A 14293-nucleotide genomic window follows, 5' to 3' on the forward strand; every position below is an offset into this window, starting at 1 on the left:
GCTACGTCGACCAGGCATAGGCTTAGACGGCCTCGTTGGACTCGTCCTCGAACGCCGCGAAGAGTGGCTCGTCTTCGACGATCTCTTCGTTGGCGATCATTTCGTAGCTCACCAGGCCTTCGGCGATTTCACGCAGGGCCACCACGGTAGGCTTGTCGTTTTCCCACGCCACTTTCGGCTCTTTGCCACCGGTCGCCAGTTGGCGAGCACGCTTGGTGGAGAGCATGACCAGCTCGAAACGGTTATCCACGTGTTCCAGGCAGTCTTCAACGGTTACGCGGGCCATGGTATTCCTCGTTGCAAATGCGATAGACGCGCTGCCCGGATGGGCGAGCGGACTCGATAGTTTAAAAAATCACCAGCGATTAGGGAAGCTTTTGTTTTCCCGCCCTGCACAGGCGGGTCGCCCTGGCCGGCAGCTCAGGCGAGCAGGCTGGTCAACAAGCTCGCATGGCGCTCCTGCTGAGGCTTTTGCTGCAGACGGTTGGCGCGAAAGATCGCCTTGAGGTCTTCCAGCGCTGCGGCGAAATCGTCGTTGATCACCAGGTAGTCGTATTCGACGTAGTGGCTCATCTCGTTGACGGCTTCCTTCATGCGTGCGTCGATGATCTCGTCGCTGTCCTGGCCGCGGTTGGTCAGGCGCTGGCGCAAGGCCTGCTGGCTGGGCGGCAGGATGTACACCGAGCGGGCCCCCGGCATCAGCCGGCGAACCTGCTGGGCGCCCTGCCAGTCGATTTCCAGAATCAGGTCGTGACCTTCGTCGAGGGTCTGCTGCAGGGTGCTTTGCGAGGTGCCGTACAGGTTGCCGAAGACTTCGGCGTGCTCGAGGAAGTCACCGTGGTCGATCATGCGGGTGAACTCGGCGCGATCGACGAAGTGATAGTTCACCCCGTCGGTTTCGCCCGGGCGCATGGCGCGGGTGGTGTGCGAGACCGAGACGCGGATGCTCGGCTGAGCGTCGACCAGGGCCTTGACCAGGCTGGTCTTGCCGGCGCCAGAGGCGGCCGCGACGATAAAAAGGGTGCCAGTGCTGTGGTTCATTGTTCGGGTTGCCTTACTCAATATTCTGCACTTGTTCGCGCATCTGCTCGATCAACACCTTGAGGTTGACCGCAGCTTGCGTACTGCGCGGGTCGAAGGCCTTGGAGCCCAGTGTGTTGGCTTCGCGGTTGAGCTCCTGCATGAGGAAGTCCAGACGCCGCCCGGCCGCGCCGCCGGCCTTGAGCACGCGACGCACTTCGGTCATGTGGGTGGCGAGGCGGTCGAGCTCCTCGGCCACGTCGCTTTTCTGCGCCAGCAGTACCATTTCCTGCTCCAGGCGCTGGGGATCGAGTTCGGCGCGCATGTCGGCGAAACGATCGAGTACCTTCTGGCGCTGGGTGGCGAGCATCTGCGGCACCTGCGTGCGCAAGGTCTGCACCTCCTGGCTCATGGCATCCAAACGCTCGTCGATCAACCGCGCCAGTTCCGCGCCCTCACGGTCGCGACCCTTCTTCAGTTCATCGAGCGCTTCGCCGAACAAGGCGGTGGCCTCTTTATTGAGGGCCTGCGGGTCGCTTGCATCGCCCACCAGCACGCCGGGCCAGGCCAGCACTTCCAGTGGATTGAGCGGGGCCGGCTGCTGGATCAGGCTGGCGACGATCTCGGCCGCCGCCACCAGTTGCGCGGCGCGCTCGCGATCGACCTGCAGTGGCTTGCCGGAACTCTCTTCGGTGAAGCGCAGCGTGCACTCGACCTTGCCACGCGAGACGGCCTGGCGCAGGGCTTCACGCACCGCGCCTTCGAGGTCGCGAAAGGCCTCGGGCAGGCGCAGGTGAGGTTCCAGGTAGCGGTGGTTGACCGAGCGCAACTCCCAGCTCAGGGTGCCCTGGGCCACGGCCCGTTCGGCACGGGCGAAGGCGGTCATGCTGTGCACCATGGAAGTACCTCGCGCAATATATGGATGCCAGGGGCAGGGCGCAGGATTGTAGCGCACCCCGGGCCAGCCTCCCAATCGGCTGTGGGCAATGTGCGTGCGCCGCCGACCGATGACCACGCATTTCGGGCAATAAGCGCGGCAACGCCCTATAATGCTCGGCAGTTTTCCGCCCAGTACAGGTATCCAGATGAAACGTCCAAGTGGTCGCGCTGCCGATCAGCTCCGCTCGATCCGCATCACCCGCAACTACACCAAGCACGCCGAAGGGTCGGTATTGGTGGAGTTCGGCGACACCAAAGTCATTTGTACGGTCAGTGTCGAAAACGGCGTGCCGCGCTTCCTCAAGGGCCAGGGCCAGGGCTGGCTGACCGCCGAATACGGCATGCTTCCCCGCGCTACCGGCGAGCGCAACCAGCGCGAAGCCAGCCGTGGCAAGCAGGGCGGTCGCACCCTGGAAATCCAGCGCCTGATCGGCCGGTCGCTGCGCGCCGCACTGGACATGAGCAAGCTGGGCGACATCACCCTGTACATCGACTGTGACGTGATCCAGGCCGACGGCGGCACCCGCACCGCGTCCATCACCGGCGCCATGGTGGCGCTGGCCGATGCCTTGAAAGTGATCAAAAAGCGCGGCGGCCTGAAAGCCGGCGACCCGCTCAAGCAGATGATCGCCGCCGTGTCCGTGGGCATGTACCAGGGCGAGCCGGTGCTGGACCTCGATTACCTCGAAGACTCCGCCGCCGAGACCGACCTCAACGTGGTGATGACCAGCGCTGGCGGCTTCATCGAAGTGCAGGGCACCGCCGAAGGCGCGCCGTTCCAGCCAGCCGAGCTGAACGCCATGCTGGCGCTGGCGCAGAAGGGCATGACCGAGCTGTTCGAGCTGCAGAAGGCTGCCTTGGCCGATTGATCGCCGGGCTGCATGAAAAAACCGACCCTGGGGTCGGTTTTTTTTGCTTCAGATGGTCAGCGACCAGTCGTAGTCCACAATTAGCGGCGCATGCTGCGAGAAACGCGGCTGGCGCGGCAGACGGGCGCTGCGCACGAAGCGACGCAGGCCAGGGGTCAGCAGCTGGTAATCGAAGCGCCAGCCCAGGTTGAGCATCTCGGCCTGTTCGTTGTCCGGCCACCAGCTGTACTGGTCGCCTTCGCGGCTGACTTCACGCAGCGCATCGACATAGCCCATGTTGCCGACGATCTCGTCCATCCAGGCCCGCTCCGGAGCGAGGAAACCCGGCGATTGCTGACTGTCGCGCCAGTTCTTGATGTCGAGCTTCTGCTGCGCCACATACAGCGAGCCGCAATAGATGTACTCGCGGCGTTTGCGCCGCTGTTTGTCCAGGTACTTGGCGAAGTCGTCCATCAACTTGAACTTCTGGTTCAAGTCTTCATCGCCGTTCTGCCCGGACGGCAGCAGCAAGGTAGCAATACTGACTTTGTCGAAATCGGCCTGCAGGTAACGCCCGTAGCGGTCGGCTGTCTCGAAGCCCAGACCGCTGATAACCGCCTTGGGTTGCAACCGCGAATAAAGTGCCACGCCACCTTGGGCGGGAACTTCGGCATCGCAGGCGTAGAGGAAGTAGCCATCCAGTTGGAAGGCTGCATCGTCCAGTTCAAAGGCGGAGGCGCGAGTATCCTGCAGGCAGATGACGTCGGCATTCTGGGCTTGCAGCCAACTGAGCAACCCGCGCTCGACTGCAGCCTGAATACCATTGACGTTCACACTGATGATCCGCATAAATGGCCCCAAAAATCTCGTGCGTGTATGATACCCGAGCTCTACCTAATTAGCTAAATCCGTGGTATTCGAGACTTATCTTCATGCAGGATTATCAGCGCGACTTCATTCGTTTTGCCATTGAGCGCGGTGTATTGCGTTTTGGCGAATTCACCCTGAAATCCGGGCGTACCAGCCCCTATTTCTTCAACGCCGGGCTGTTCAACAGCGGGTCGGCGCTGGCTCAGCTGGGGCGCTTTTATGCCGCAGCCATCGTCGACAGCGGCATTGCCTTTGACGTGCTGTTCGGCCCGGCCTACAAGGGCATTCCCCTGGCCGCCGCCACCGCCGTGCAGCTGGCCGAGCAGCATCAGCTCGACGTGCCCTGGTGCTTCAACCGCAAGGAAGCCAAGGCCCACGGCGAAGGCGGCAGCCTGGTCGGCTCGCCCTTGACCGGCAATGTGCTGATCATCGACGACGTGATCACTGCCGGTACCGCGATCCGCGAAGTGATGCAGATCATCCAGGGCCAGCAGGCCACCGCCGCCGGGGTATTGATTGCCCTGAACCGTCAGGAGCGCGGCAACGGCGAGCTGTCGGCCATCCAGGAAGTTGAGCGCGACTTCAAGATTCCAGTGGTCAGCATCGTGTCGCTCAACCAGGTGCTGGAATACCTGGCCGACGATGCGCAGCTCAAGCAGCACCTGCCGGCCGTCGAGGCCTACCGCGCGCAATACGGTATCTAAGCCCATGGCCAGAGCCCTTGCCGCAGGTGTTTGCGTGGCTGTTGCGCTGCTTTGCCTGCCGCCACAGCCTGCCGTGGCCGGGGCCAAGGCGCCGGCAATGGTGCTGTACCGTTACGTCGACAACCGCGGCGTCAAGGTCCTGGACAGCCAGGGTGTGCCGCCCGAGTTCGCCGGCAAGGGCTATGAAGTGCTCAACCAGCAGGGCCGGGTCATTCAGGTGGTCGCTCCGGCGCCCACGGCCGAAGAGCTGCAGCAAAAGCAGGCGGCACAGGCCAAGGCCGAGGCCGACGCGCAGTTGCTCAAGAAATATCCGAGCATGGCCGACGTCGATCGCGCCTATGCCCGCAGCCTCTCGGACATCGACACCGCCATCGGCGTGGCCCACAGCAATCAGCAGGCCTTGCAGGCCCAGCAGGACTCGCTGCAGGGCGAGGCCGCGCAATACGAGCGCGGTGGCCACCCGGTGCCGCAGACCACCCTGGACCAACTCAAGACCATTCGCACCCAGCGTGATGCGCTGGATGTGAAGATTCGCGGCTACCAGGAAGCGCGGGTGAAGTGCGACAAGGACTTTGCCGACTTGAAGGTGCGCATGGCGGGCATTCTGGGGCAGTGACCTGTGCGACTTCATGTCGCACAGGCCAACGCCATCAATGCCGCTTGCGGTTGGTGATCATGGTGCCCATGCCAACATCGGTGAAAATCTCCAGCAGCACCGCATTGGGCACCCGGCCATCGATGATGTGCGAGCTGGTCACGCCACCCTGCACCGCTTCCAGCGCGCAGCGAATCTTCGGCAGCATGCCGCCGTAGATGGTGCCATCGGCGATCAGTCCGTCGACCTGCTCGGTGGTCAGGCCGGTCAGCACGCTGCCTTCCTTGTCCATCAGCCCGGCGATGTTGGTCAGCAGGATCAGCTTCTCGGCCTTCAGCGCCTCGGCCACCTTGCCGGCCACCAGGTCGGCGTTGATGTTGTACGACTCGCCGTCGGGACCCACGCCAATTGGGGCGATCACCGGAATGAAGTCACCCTTGACCAGCATGTTCAGCAGGCCCACGTTGACCCCGGTGACTTCGCCGACCTGGCCGATGTCGATGATTTCCGGCTTGTTCATCTCCGGCGTCTGCCGCGTGGCGTGCAGCTTGCGCGCACGGATCAGCTCGGCGTCCTTGCCGGTCAAGCCAATGGCGCTGCCGCCGTGACGGTTGATCAGGTTGACGATGTCCTTGTTGACCTGGCCACCGAGGACCATCTCCACCACGTCCATGGTTTGCGCATCGGTGACGCGCATGCCGTCGATGAAGTGGCTTTCGATGTTCAGGCGCTTGAGCAGGTCGCCGATCTGCGGGCCGCCGCCGTGCACCACCACCGGGTTGATGCCGACCGCCTTCATCAGCACCACGTCGCGGGCGAAGCCGGTTTTCAGCTCTTCGCTTTCCATGGCGTTGCCGCCGTACTTGATCACCAGCGTCTTGCCGACGAATCGACGGATATAGGGCAATGCCTCGGAGAGGACCTTGGCTACATTGGTGGCGGCATCGCGTTCGAGGGTCATGCGTGGCTCCGGGTGATCGATCAAAACGGTAATTGAAGGTCGGGGGCGACGGCCAGCAGCTGGGTACGAAACACCTGCTGCAGGCGGGCAAGCTCCGCCGGGCTATCGGCTTCGAAGCGCAGCACCAGCACTGGGGTGGTGTTGGAGGCCCGCACCAGACCCCAGCCGGTGGGGTAGTCGACACGTAGACCATCGATAGTAGTCAATTGTGCCTCGCCCCATTGGGCGTTGCGCTCAAGGGCGTCGATAATGGTGAATTTGCGCTCTTCGGTCACCTGAATATTGATCTCGGGCGTCGAAAGATCATTGGGAAAGGCGGCAAACACCTGCTCGGCGCTCTGCTTGCGCTGGCTGAGCAGCTCCAAAAGGCGCGCGGCCGCGTAGATGCCATCGTCGAAGCCGAACCAGCGCTCCTTGAAGAAGATGTGCCCGCTCATTTCCCCGGCCAGCAGCGCGCCGGTGCTGCGCATGTGCTTCTTGATCAGCGAATGGCCGGTCTTCCACATCACCGGGCGGCCGCCGTAGCTGTTGATCAGCGGCGCCAGGCGCCGCGTGCATTTGACGTCGAAGATGATGTCGGCACCGGGGTTGCGCGACACCACGTCCTCGGCGAACAGCATCAGCAGGCGATCGGCATAGATGATGGTGCCGCTGTTGGTCACCACGCCGACGCGGTCGCCATCGCCGTCGAAGGCCAGGCCCAGGTCGGCACCGGTCTCGCGCACCTTGGCGATCAGGTCGACCAGATTCTCCGGCTTGCCGGGATCGGGGTGGTGATTGGGAAAATGCCCATCCACATCGCAGAACAGCGGGACCACCTCACAGTTGAGCGCCTCGATCAGCCGCGGTGCAATGACCCCCGCCGCGCCGTTGCCGCAGTCCACCACCACCTTGAGGCGGCGCGCGAGAATCACATCGCGAGTGATCTGCTCGTAGTAGCGCTCGAGGATCTCGACCTTCGTGACGCTGCCGCGACCGCTGCTCAGGTCGTTGTTCTGGATGCGCTGGTGCAGGGCGAGGATCTGTTCGTTGGCCAGCGTGTCGCCGGCGATGACGATCTTGAAACCGTTGTAGTCGGGCGGGTTGTGGCTGCCGGTGAGCATCACGCCGCTGCGGCCGGCCAGCACGTTGGCCGCATAGTACAGCGCCGGGGTCGGCACCAGGCCGACATCGCTGACATGGCAGCCGGCATCGGCCAGGCCCTGGATCAATTGGCCGACCAGTGCCGGGCCGGACAGCCGGCCATCGCGACCGACCGCCACGTTGGGCTCGTTCTGCGCCAGGCTCTGGGCGCCGACCGCGCGGCCGATCCAGTAGGCGGTTTGCGGGTCCAGGGTCTTGCCGAAAACGCCACGGATGTCATAGGCGCGAAAGATGCTCACGGGCAGGCTGGGCGGCAGCGGCTCGCTGCCAGCCTCTTCGAGGGGCGGCAGTTCGCTGTCGTCATCGAGAATGCTGGTGTGCTGGAACAATGGATTGGAGAGCTCGTCGCCAGGGGCGCCGAAGCGCGCCGGACCGCTGCCGGGTTTGGCCTTGGGCATGTTGGCGACGTCGGCGGCGGTGGGTGCGCCGCGCAGGGAAAAACGCGCCAGGCTCACGGCAAGGGCGTTGAGCGGTGCCAGGCTGAGGCCAAAGGCCTTGACTGCCTTGCCACCGGACAATTCCTGGATCAACTGTTCGAGCTGGCGTGCATCGGCGCTGACCTGCTGTTGCAGGCGATTGCTGTTGAGCAGCATGGCCGCCCAGGCCGCGCCCAGCGCAGCAGCAGCGGCCAGCAGCATCATGACCACCGAGATCCATGGCGTGCCGGCCTGGTAGTCAGGCCCCGGGGTGTAGACCAGCTTCCAGTTCGGGTTGCCGGTGTCCTGACTCAGCGGCGCCAGGGCGGCCGGGTTGCCGGTCTGGTACAGCGTCTGCGTCGGGCCATTGGCGAACTGTTGCTGCAACTGCCATTGGCCAGCTTGCGGCGGCAGGCTGGACAGCGCGTGCAGCAGGCGCTGCAGGTCGAACACCAGCAGCACGCTGCCGATCACCGACTGGTCGACCGGGTCGTGCACCGCCGCCACGCTGTACACCAGCCAGCGCTGGCCCACCTGCGCGGCTTCGGCCGGTGGGTTCTCGCCGTTTTCCGCGCGGCGCAGCTGGTCGAGGGCGGCGAAGCTGACCGGGGCCGGACCGGCGGCGTTCTGCTCGGCCTGGCCGCGCAGATTGACCCGTGCATCGACCAGGCCATCCCAGACGCGCAGGGAATCCTGCGCCGCTTCCAGCTGGGCGCGGTCCTTGGCCTGCACCGCGCGCAACACCAGCGGGGCGCGGGCGGCAGCCTGGGTGTCGGCGCTCAGCTGGCTGACGGCCTGGCGCAGGCTGCTGGCCTGGCCCAGCGCCAGCGATTGCGCCAGCTGGCTGCGGTATTCCTTTTGCGAGGGCGGCGGCAGCCCCAGCCACACCAGGGCGGCGGCGACGAGCAGCCCGGCAAGCATGACCAGCAGCCCGGGCCTGGAGATCGACGAGGCGGCGGACGGTTCGGCCGGCTTGCCATCGGAGCCTTCCTGCCCCGGTTTACTGCTGCGAGTGAAACCTTTCACGTAGCGTCTCCGCGTCGTTCATCCTGAAAGTCTGGCCGTTACAGCCGGGCTGCCGTCATCGCGTCTCTCAGTGGCTGCCGGAGTGACCGAAGCCGCCGGTGCCGCGCTGGCTCTCGTCGAAGTTCTCGACCAGTTCGAAGTGCGCCTGCACGACGGGAACCAGCACCAGTTGGGCAATGCGCTCGCCCACGGCCAGCTTGAAGGCGGTCTGCCCGCGGTTCCAGCACGAGACCATCAACTCGCCCTGGTAGTCGGAGTCGATCAGGCCGACCAGGTTGCCCAGCACGATGCCATGCTTGTGGCCCAGCCCCGAGCGCGGCAGGATCAGCGCCGCCAGGCCCGGATCGCCGATGTACACCGACAGCCCGGTAGGAATCAGCAGGGTCTGGCCCGGTTCCAGGAGGGTTTCCTCGGGCAGCATGGCGCGCAGGTCAAGGCCGGCCGACCCCGGTGTGGCGTAGGTGGGCAGGGGAAATTCGGCGCCGAGGCGCGGGTCGAGAATCTTTGCTTGGAGAGCGTGCATGGATGAGTTCAAACCTGTTCACGCCTGATTCAGGCGTTGTGCGATGAATGAGATCAGCTGGCGGGCGATCTTGCCCTTGCTGGTCTGGGCGAAGACCGTGGCTTGCAGCTGGCGGTCGATGACGCTGCAGGCGTTGTCTTCGCTGTTGAAACCGATGCTGGGGTTGGCCACGTCGTTGGCGACGATCAGGTCCAGGTTCTTGTCCTTGAGCTTGCGCGCGGCGTAGTCGAGCAGGTGCTCGGTTTCGGCGGCGAAGCCGACGCTGAACGGGCGATCCGAACGGGTGGCGATGGTCGCCAGAATATCTGGATTACGGACCATTTGCAGCAAAAGGCCATCACCGCTGGTGGGGTCTTTTTTCAACTTCTGCGGGGCCACCACCTCGGGACGGTAATCGGCGACGGCCGCCGAGGCGATGAATACGTCACAGGGTATTGCCGCCTCGCAGGCCGCCAGCATGTCCCGTGCGCTGACCACGTCGATACGGGTCACTCGGTCCGGGGTGGCCAGATGCACCGGGCCGGTGATCAAGGTGACCTTGGCGCCCGCCTCCACGGCGGCCTCGGCCAGGGCGAAGCCCATCTTGCCGGAGCTGTGGTTGGTGATGTAGCGCACCGGGTCGATGTTTTCCTGGGTCGGGCCCGCCGTGATCAGCACGTGCTTGCCGGTCAGCGCCAGGTGCTGGAAGCACTCGGCCGCCAGCAGCGCCAACTCGGTGGGCTCGAGCATGCGGCCCAGGCCGATGTCGCCACAGGCCTGGCTGCCTGCGCCCGGGCCGAACACCTTGAGATTGCGCTGTTGCAGCAGCTCGAGGTTGGCCTGGGTGGCCGGGTCGCGCCACATGGCCTGGTTCATCGCCGGCGCCAGCGCCACGGTCGCGTCGGTGGCCAGTACCAGAGTGGTCAGCAGGTCGCCCGCCAGGCCCTGTGCCAGGCGGGCGATCAGGTCGGCAGTGGCCGGGGCGATCAACACCAGGTCGGCCCAGCGTGCCAGCTCGATGTGGCCCATCGCGGCTTCCGCCGCCGGGTCGAGCAGGTCCAGGTGCACAGGGTGCCCGGACAGCGCCTGCATGGTCAGCGGGGTAATGAATTCGGCGCCGCCGCGGGTCATCACCACGCGCACTTCGGCACCCTGTTCCAGGAGTCGGCGAACCAGCTCGGCACTCTTGTAGGCCGCGATACCGCCGCCGACGCCGAGAACGATGCGTTTTCGATACAGCCGCTGCATAGGCCTGCCTTTGTATTCAATGGACGCGCGACGGCGACGACGCTTCCCCAGGCCGGGATCACCGCGCAAAAAGATGGGCTAAGATAGCACCAGCGACCGCGAGGGAACAGCGGCGCCCACTCACATGGAGGTGTTATGAGTATTCGAGACTGGCCAGTGGCCGAACGGCCCCGCGAGAAGCTCCTGCAACAGGGCGCGGCAAGCCTTTCCGATGCCGAGTTGCTGGCGATCTTCCTGCGCACCGGAGTCCATGGCAAAAGCGCTGTGGACCTGGCGCGACACCTGCTGGGCCGTTTCGGCAGCCTGCGCGGGTTACTCGAAGCCGGCGCGGCGGATTGCGCCAAGGAGCTGGGCCTGGGCCCGGCCAAGTTCGCCCAATTGCAGGCCGTGCTGGAAATGGGCCGCCGCCACCTGGCCGAGCGCGTGCGCCGCGACAGCGCTCTGGAGAGCCCGGGGCTGGTGCGCGACTACCTCAAATCCATGCTGCGCCACGAACACCACGAAGTGTTCGGCTGCCTGTTTCTCGACAGCAAGCATCGGGTCCTGTGTTTCGAGGCGCTGTTCCATGGCTCCATCGACAGCGCCAGCGTCTACCCACGCCAAGTGGTCAAGCGCGCGCTGGCGCACAACGCGGCGGCCTTGATCCTCTGCCATAACCACCCTTCGGGGGTCGCCGAGCCGAGCCAGGCCGACCGGGTGCTGACCCGGCGGCTGAAGGAGGCACTGGCGGTCATCGATGTGCGCGTGCTCGATCACATCATCGTCGGTGAGGGGGACCCGCTGTCGATGATGGAGTATGGCTGGCTATAGCTCACTTCTGGACCGTGACTCGAGCAAAATCCTGGCGCCCGAATGGGCTCACTTCATAGCCCTGTACCCCCTTGCGAGCCAGCACGGCGGCGGTCGGGTGGGCCAGCGGCAACCACAGGGCCTGCTGCTGGATCAGCGCCTGCGCCTGCTGGTAAAGCTTGCTGCGCTCGGCCTGACTGGCGCCGGCCTTGCCCTGGGTAATCAGCTTGTCCAGGGTCGGGTCGCAGTAGCGGGCGAAGTTGGTGCCCGACTGCACGGCCGCGCAGGAAAACTGCGGCGAGAGGAAGTTGTCCGGGTCCCCGTTGTCGCCGGCCCAGCCCATGAACAGCAGATCATGCTCGCCCGCCTTGGCGCGGCGAATCAGCTCGCCCCACTCGATGACGCGGACCTGCGCCTTGATGCCGACCTGGGCCAGGTCCGCCTGCAGCATCTGCGCGCCGAGGCTCGGATTGGGGTTGAGCAGGCTGCCCGAAGGGCGGGTCCAGATGGTGGTGTTGAAGCCGTCCTTGAGCCCGACCTTGGCCAGCAGCGCCTTGGCCTTGGCTGGATCGTGGGCGTAGCCGGGCAGGTCCTTGGCGTAGCTCCAGGTGTTGGGCGGGTAGGGCCCGCTGGCGGCCTCGGCAGTGCCTTCGAAAACCGCCTTGAGGTAGTTGTCCTTGTCGAAGGCCAGGTTGATCGCCTGGCGCACTTCGGGCTTGTCCAGCGGCGCATGCTGCGAGTTGATGGCGACGAAGGCGGTCATGAAGGCCGGGGTCTTGATCGCCTGGATATCCTTGTCGTCCGCCACCGAGGCGATATCCAGCGGCTTGGGCGACAGGGTAATCTGGCATTCGTTGGCACGCAGCTTCTGCAGGCGCACGGTGGGGTCCGGCGTGATCGCGAACAGCAGCGGGTCGACGGCCGGCTTGCCGGCGAAGTAGTCGGGGTTGGCCTTGTAGCGCACCACGGCGTCCTTCTGAAAGCGCACGAACACGAACGGTCCAGTGCCGATCGGCTGGGCGTTGAGTTTTTCCGGGGTGCCGGCCTTGAGCAGCTGATCGGCATACTCGGCCGAGTAGATCGAGGCGAAGCCCATGCTCAGAGTGGCCAGGAAGGTTGAATCGGCGTGGTCCAGGGTAAAGCGCACGGTCAGCGGGTCAGGCGCCTCGACCTTCTTGATCAGGCTCGGCAGCTGCATCGACTGGGCATGGGGAAACCCGCTCTGCGCGACCTTGTGCCAGGGGTTGGCCGGGTCGAGCATGCGCTCGAAGGTAAAGACCACGTCGCTGGCCGCCAGGGTGCGGCTGGGTTTGAAATAGTCGGTGCTGTCAAATTTCACCCCCGGGTGCAACTTGAACTCGTAGGTCAGGCCGTCGGCCGACACGCTCCATTTATCCGCCAGGCTGGGCACCACCTTGCCCTGACCGACATTGAACTCCACCAGGCGATTCATCAGCACGTCCGCCGAAGCGTTGGTGGTGGTCAGGGAGTTGTACTGCACCACGTCGAAGCCTTCCGGGCTGGCCTCGGTGCACACCGTCAGTGGCGCGGCCTGGGCGAAAACGGGAAGCAGCAACGGAGCGAGCAACAGCGGCAAAGTAGCAAGACGCATGGGAAGATTCCTTGGCTAGATCGAGGCCCATCTGCCGGCGCAGTCTGGTAGATTCCTAACCCTAGAGCGCATTGGCGCAAATGACTATCCCCTTTTTTACAATTTCCACGACGAGCGGCTGTCCCGGCTGCCTGCCCAGCCCTGCTGGGGCCAGCGCTGGGCTGCAGGACCTGGCAACAGCCGAATGCAATGCGGCTGTTGTTGTGCCCGGGTCTTTCTGGTATAAAGCAGCGCTCTTTTCTAGGGCCCGGTTCCTTTGCTCCACGGCGAGGCCGGTAAGACCCTGAAGAAACGCGGCGCCGTGCGCCAAATGACTGAGAGATAAGCGGCCAACCCATGCCGGGTTGGGCATGTGGTTTTAGAGGGCTGAGGCATGTCGAGAGTCTGTCAAGTTACCGGTAAGGGTCCGGTAACTGGGAATAACATTTCCCACGCAAACAACAAAACCCGTCGTCGTTTCCTGCCGAACCTGCAGCATCACCGCTTCTGGGTCGAGTCCGAGAAGCGTTTCGTGCGCCTGCGCGTTTCCGCCAAGGGCATGCGTATCATCGACAAGCGCGGCATTGATGTCGTGCTGGCCGAAATCCGTCGCGATGGCGGCAAGGTTTAAGGAGCTAAGTCATGCGTGAATTGATTCGTTTGATCTCGAGCGCCGGTACTGGTCACTTCTACACTACCGACAAGAACAAGCGTACTACCCCGGACAAAATCGAGATCAAGAAATATGATCCGGTTGTTCGCAAGCACGTGATCTACAAGGAAGGCAAAATCAAGTAATTGATTTTGGCGACCGCTGCGACACAAAAAGGCCCTTCTCGCGAGAGAAGGGCCTTTTTTATTGGATTGAGGCTGGCTGTGCCCAAGCCTCAGTTGAAGGCGAAGCCATAGATATGGCCAGCACCGTCAACCTGGATGTGCACGCGTTCAGGGTTGTAATCCTTGGTGGACATCTCGTTGGGCCCGACCACCAGCTTGCGCCCGGTGGTCGTAGTGATGTAGGTCTTCAGCGTATCGGCGTATGGCTTGCCGATCATGTGCTGCAGGCTTTCGAGGACTTCTTCGTTGGTCATGGTGGCTCTCCTTGAGCGCTGGTCGTCCGGATGGACGGCCCCATTCTTGCGCCGGCGAAGTCGCCCTGTACGCTACATAACGCTCACTTCTGCTCGAAGGTGACGTAGATCTTGCGGGTCGGCTCCAGCACTTCCCAAGTGCCACTGAAACCGGCCGGAATCACGAAGCGGTCGCCGGCGCGCAGGGTCTTGGCGCCGCCCTCGCGGTCGCGCAGCACCGACACACCCTGGACGATCTCGCAGTACTCATGCTCGCTGTACGACACTGTCCACTGGCCGACCTCGGCTTCCCAGACGCCGGCATTCATCTGCCCGCAAGGGCTGCCATAGTGGTTGTACAGGGCCTGGGCGGGCGCCCCCTTGAGCACTTTCTCCGGCGCCGGGCTGTAACGCTCGGGTTCGACCTGGTTGACGGCAAAATCCACAATCTGTTCGATACTCATACACCTGCCCCTGGTTGGCTGTTAGCTGTTTAATAAAACACACATATCACGACCGAATGCCGCTTACTGTCAAATATATTTGAAACCTGCCGGCACCTGGTTTAGGG

17 protein-coding genes are annotated in these 14293 nt (G+C 63.9%); 6 read left to right on the plus strand and 11 right to left on the minus strand.

What is annotated here, in order from left to right:
- Nucleotides 1-22: 22 nt before the first annotated feature.
- From rpoZ to SFA35_RS00225, 3 genes are all read right to left on the minus strand, one after another.
- Nucleotides 23-286, minus strand: a complete 264-nt coding sequence (gene rpoZ / locus SFA35_RS00215; protein ID WP_010447888.1) for a DNA-directed RNA polymerase subunit omega — start codon at nucleotides 284-286, stop codon at nucleotides 23-25.
- Nucleotides 287-420: 134 nt separating this feature from the next.
- A complete protein-coding gene (gmk, locus tag SFA35_RS00220) occupies nucleotides 421-1041 on the minus strand; it encodes a guanylate kinase (protein WP_320573895.1) in 621 nt (206 codons plus the stop codon).
- 13 nt (nucleotides 1042-1054) lie between these two features.
- A complete protein-coding gene (locus tag SFA35_RS00225; RefSeq protein WP_320573897.1) occupies nucleotides 1055-1918 on the minus strand; it encodes a YicC/YloC family endoribonuclease in 864 nt (287 codons plus the stop codon).
- A 187-nt stretch (nucleotides 1919-2105) separates the two neighbouring features.
- Between SFA35_RS00225 and rph the strand changes: the two genes are divergently transcribed.
- Nucleotides 2106-2828 carry a ribonuclease PH gene (rph, locus tag SFA35_RS00230; protein WP_320573899.1) on the plus strand — a complete coding sequence of 241 codons (723 nt, stop codon included), beginning with the start codon at nucleotides 2106-2108 and terminating at the stop codon, nucleotides 2826-2828.
- A gap of 48 nt (nucleotides 2829-2876) precedes the next feature.
- On the opposite strand, the gene SFA35_RS00235 is transcribed toward rph, so the two are convergent.
- Complete coding sequence (locus tag SFA35_RS00235) at nucleotides 2877-3656, minus strand: exodeoxyribonuclease III (protein WP_320573901.1); 780 nt, start codon at nucleotides 3654-3656, stop codon at nucleotides 2877-2879.
- An 83-nt stretch (nucleotides 3657-3739) separates the two neighbouring features.
- Here SFA35_RS00235 and pyrE point away from each other — a divergent pair, with 83 nt between their 5' ends.
- A complete protein-coding gene (gene pyrE / locus SFA35_RS00240) occupies nucleotides 3740-4381 on the plus strand; it encodes an orotate phosphoribosyltransferase (protein ID WP_320573904.1) in 642 nt (213 codons plus the stop codon).
- Nucleotides 4382-4478: 97 nt separating this feature from the next.
- Nucleotides 4479-4997, plus strand: a complete 519-nt coding sequence (locus SFA35_RS00245) for a DUF4124 domain-containing protein (RefSeq protein WP_414058569.1) — start codon at nucleotides 4479-4481, stop codon at nucleotides 4995-4997.
- 34 nt (nucleotides 4998-5031) lie between these two features.
- Here the strand turns inward: SFA35_RS00245 and argB are convergent, their stop codons facing one another.
- The 4 genes from argB to coaBC form a co-directional block, all read right to left on the minus strand.
- Complete coding sequence (gene argB / locus SFA35_RS00250) at nucleotides 5032-5937, minus strand: acetylglutamate kinase (protein ID WP_320573909.1); 906 nt, start codon at nucleotides 5935-5937, stop codon at nucleotides 5032-5034.
- Nucleotides 5938-5957: 20 nt separating this feature from the next.
- The gene (locus SFA35_RS00255; RefSeq protein ID WP_320579229.1) at nucleotides 5958-7337 is read right to left on the minus strand and encodes a phosphomannomutase/phosphoglucomutase; all 1380 of its coding nucleotides are present in this window, start codon (nucleotides 7335-7337) and stop codon (nucleotides 5958-5960) included.
- 1252 nt (nucleotides 7338-8589) lie between these two features.
- Nucleotides 8590-9045, minus strand: coding sequence for a dUTP diphosphatase (gene dut / locus SFA35_RS00260; RefSeq protein ID WP_320573911.1), 456 nt, complete (start codon nucleotides 9043-9045; stop codon nucleotides 8590-8592).
- Between the two features lie 18 nt (nucleotides 9046-9063).
- Nucleotides 9064-10272 carry a bifunctional phosphopantothenoylcysteine decarboxylase/phosphopantothenate--cysteine ligase CoaBC gene (gene coaBC, locus SFA35_RS00265; RefSeq protein WP_320573913.1) on the minus strand — a complete coding sequence of 403 codons (1209 nt, stop codon included), beginning with the start codon at nucleotides 10270-10272 and terminating at the stop codon, nucleotides 9064-9066.
- Between the two features lie 135 nt (nucleotides 10273-10407).
- Here coaBC and radC point away from each other — a divergent pair, with 135 nt between their 5' ends.
- Nucleotides 10408-11082 carry a RadC family protein gene (gene radC / locus SFA35_RS00270; protein ID WP_320573916.1) on the plus strand — a complete coding sequence of 225 codons (675 nt, stop codon included), beginning with the start codon at nucleotides 10408-10410 and terminating at the stop codon, nucleotides 11080-11082.
- A 1-nt stretch (nucleotide 11083) separates the two neighbouring features.
- Here the strand turns inward: radC and SFA35_RS00275 are convergent, their stop codons facing one another.
- Nucleotides 11084-12673: an ABC transporter substrate-binding protein gene (locus SFA35_RS00275; RefSeq protein WP_320573919.1), complete on the minus strand. Its 1590-nt coding sequence runs from the start codon at nucleotides 12671-12673 to the stop codon at nucleotides 11084-11086.
- Nucleotides 12674-13046: 373 nt separating this feature from the next.
- Here SFA35_RS00275 and rpmB point away from each other — a divergent pair, with 373 nt between their 5' ends.
- Together rpmB and rpmG are read left to right on the plus strand one after the other, a co-directional pair.
- Nucleotides 13047-13283, plus strand: a complete 237-nt coding sequence (gene rpmB, locus SFA35_RS00280; protein ID WP_011064219.1) for a 50S ribosomal protein L28 — start codon at nucleotides 13047-13049, stop codon at nucleotides 13281-13283.
- 11 nt (nucleotides 13284-13294) lie between these two features.
- The gene (gene rpmG, locus SFA35_RS00285) at nucleotides 13295-13450 is read left to right on the plus strand and encodes a 50S ribosomal protein L33 (protein WP_003177274.1); all 156 of its coding nucleotides are present in this window, start codon (nucleotides 13295-13297) and stop codon (nucleotides 13448-13450) included.
- An 89-nt stretch (nucleotides 13451-13539) separates the two neighbouring features.
- On the opposite strand, the gene SFA35_RS00290 is transcribed toward rpmG, so the two are convergent.
- Both SFA35_RS00290 and SFA35_RS00295 read right to left on the minus strand, forming a co-directional pair.
- Complete coding sequence (locus SFA35_RS00290; RefSeq protein ID WP_320573946.1) at nucleotides 13540-13743, minus strand: I78 family peptidase inhibitor; 204 nt, start codon at nucleotides 13741-13743, stop codon at nucleotides 13540-13542.
- An 83-nt stretch (nucleotides 13744-13826) separates the two neighbouring features.
- Nucleotides 13827-14186 (minus strand): cupin domain-containing protein, encoded by a 360-nt coding sequence (locus SFA35_RS00295; RefSeq protein WP_320573948.1) that lies wholly within the window; start codon nucleotides 14184-14186, stop codon nucleotides 13827-13829.
- Between the last annotated feature and the right edge of the window lie 107 nt (nucleotides 14187-14293).

Source organism: Pseudomonas sp. HR96 (genome assembly GCF_034059295.1).
Lineage (GTDB): Bacteria > Pseudomonadota > Gammaproteobacteria > Pseudomonadales > Pseudomonadaceae > Aquipseudomonas.

What these genes read in the sequence shown, in the direction of transcription:
- rpoZ (WP_010447888.1), bottom strand. Translation starts at nt 286, where the DNA reads ATGGCCCGCGTAACCGTTGAAGACTGCCTGGAACACGTGGATAACCGT.
- SFA35_RS00225 (WP_320573897.1), bottom strand. Translation starts at nt 1,918, where the DNA reads ATGGTGCACAGCATGACCGCCTTCGCCCGTGCCGAACGGGCCGTGGCC.
- dut (WP_320573911.1), bottom strand. Translation starts at nt 9,045, where the DNA reads ATGCACGCTCTCCAAGCAAAGATTCTCGACCCGCGCCTCGGCGCCGAA.
- SFA35_RS00235 (WP_320573901.1), bottom strand. Translation starts at nt 3,656, where the DNA reads ATGCGGATCATCAGTGTGAACGTCAATGGTATTCAGGCTGCAGTCGAG.
- rpmB (WP_011064219.1), top strand. Translation starts at nt 13,047, where the DNA reads ATGTCGAGAGTCTGTCAAGTTACCGGTAAGGGTCCGGTAACTGGGAAT.
- rpmG (WP_003177274.1), top strand. Translation starts at nt 13,295, where the DNA reads ATGCGTGAATTGATTCGTTTGATCTCGAGCGCCGGTACTGGTCACTTC.
- rph (WP_320573899.1), top strand. Translation starts at nt 2,106, where the DNA reads ATGAAACGTCCAAGTGGTCGCGCTGCCGATCAGCTCCGCTCGATCCGC.
- pyrE (WP_320573904.1), top strand. Translation starts at nt 3,740, where the DNA reads ATGCAGGATTATCAGCGCGACTTCATTCGTTTTGCCATTGAGCGCGGT.
- gmk (WP_320573895.1), bottom strand. Translation starts at nt 1,041, where the DNA reads ATGAACCACAGCACTGGCACCCTTTTTATCGTCGCGGCCGCCTCTGGC.
- radC (WP_320573916.1), top strand. Translation starts at nt 10,408, where the DNA reads ATGAGTATTCGAGACTGGCCAGTGGCCGAACGGCCCCGCGAGAAGCTC.
- SFA35_RS00290 (WP_320573946.1), bottom strand. Translation starts at nt 13,743, where the DNA reads ATGACCAACGAAGAAGTCCTCGAAAGCCTGCAGCACATGATCGGCAAG.
- argB (WP_320573909.1), bottom strand. Translation starts at nt 5,937, where the DNA reads ATGACCCTCGAACGCGATGCCGCCACCAATGTAGCCAAGGTCCTCTCC.
- SFA35_RS00245 (WP_414058569.1), top strand. Translation starts at nt 4,479, where the DNA reads ATGGTGCTGTACCGTTACGTCGACAACCGCGGCGTCAAGGTCCTGGAC.
- SFA35_RS00295 (WP_320573948.1), bottom strand. Translation starts at nt 14,186, where the DNA reads ATGAGTATCGAACAGATTGTGGATTTTGCCGTCAACCAGGTCGAACCC.
- coaBC (WP_320573913.1), bottom strand. Translation starts at nt 10,272, where the DNA reads ATGCAGCGGCTGTATCGAAAACGCATCGTTCTCGGCGTCGGCGGCGGT.
- SFA35_RS00275 (WP_320573919.1), bottom strand. Translation starts at nt 12,673, where the DNA reads ATGCGTCTTGCTACTTTGCCGCTGTTGCTCGCTCCGTTGCTGCTTCCC.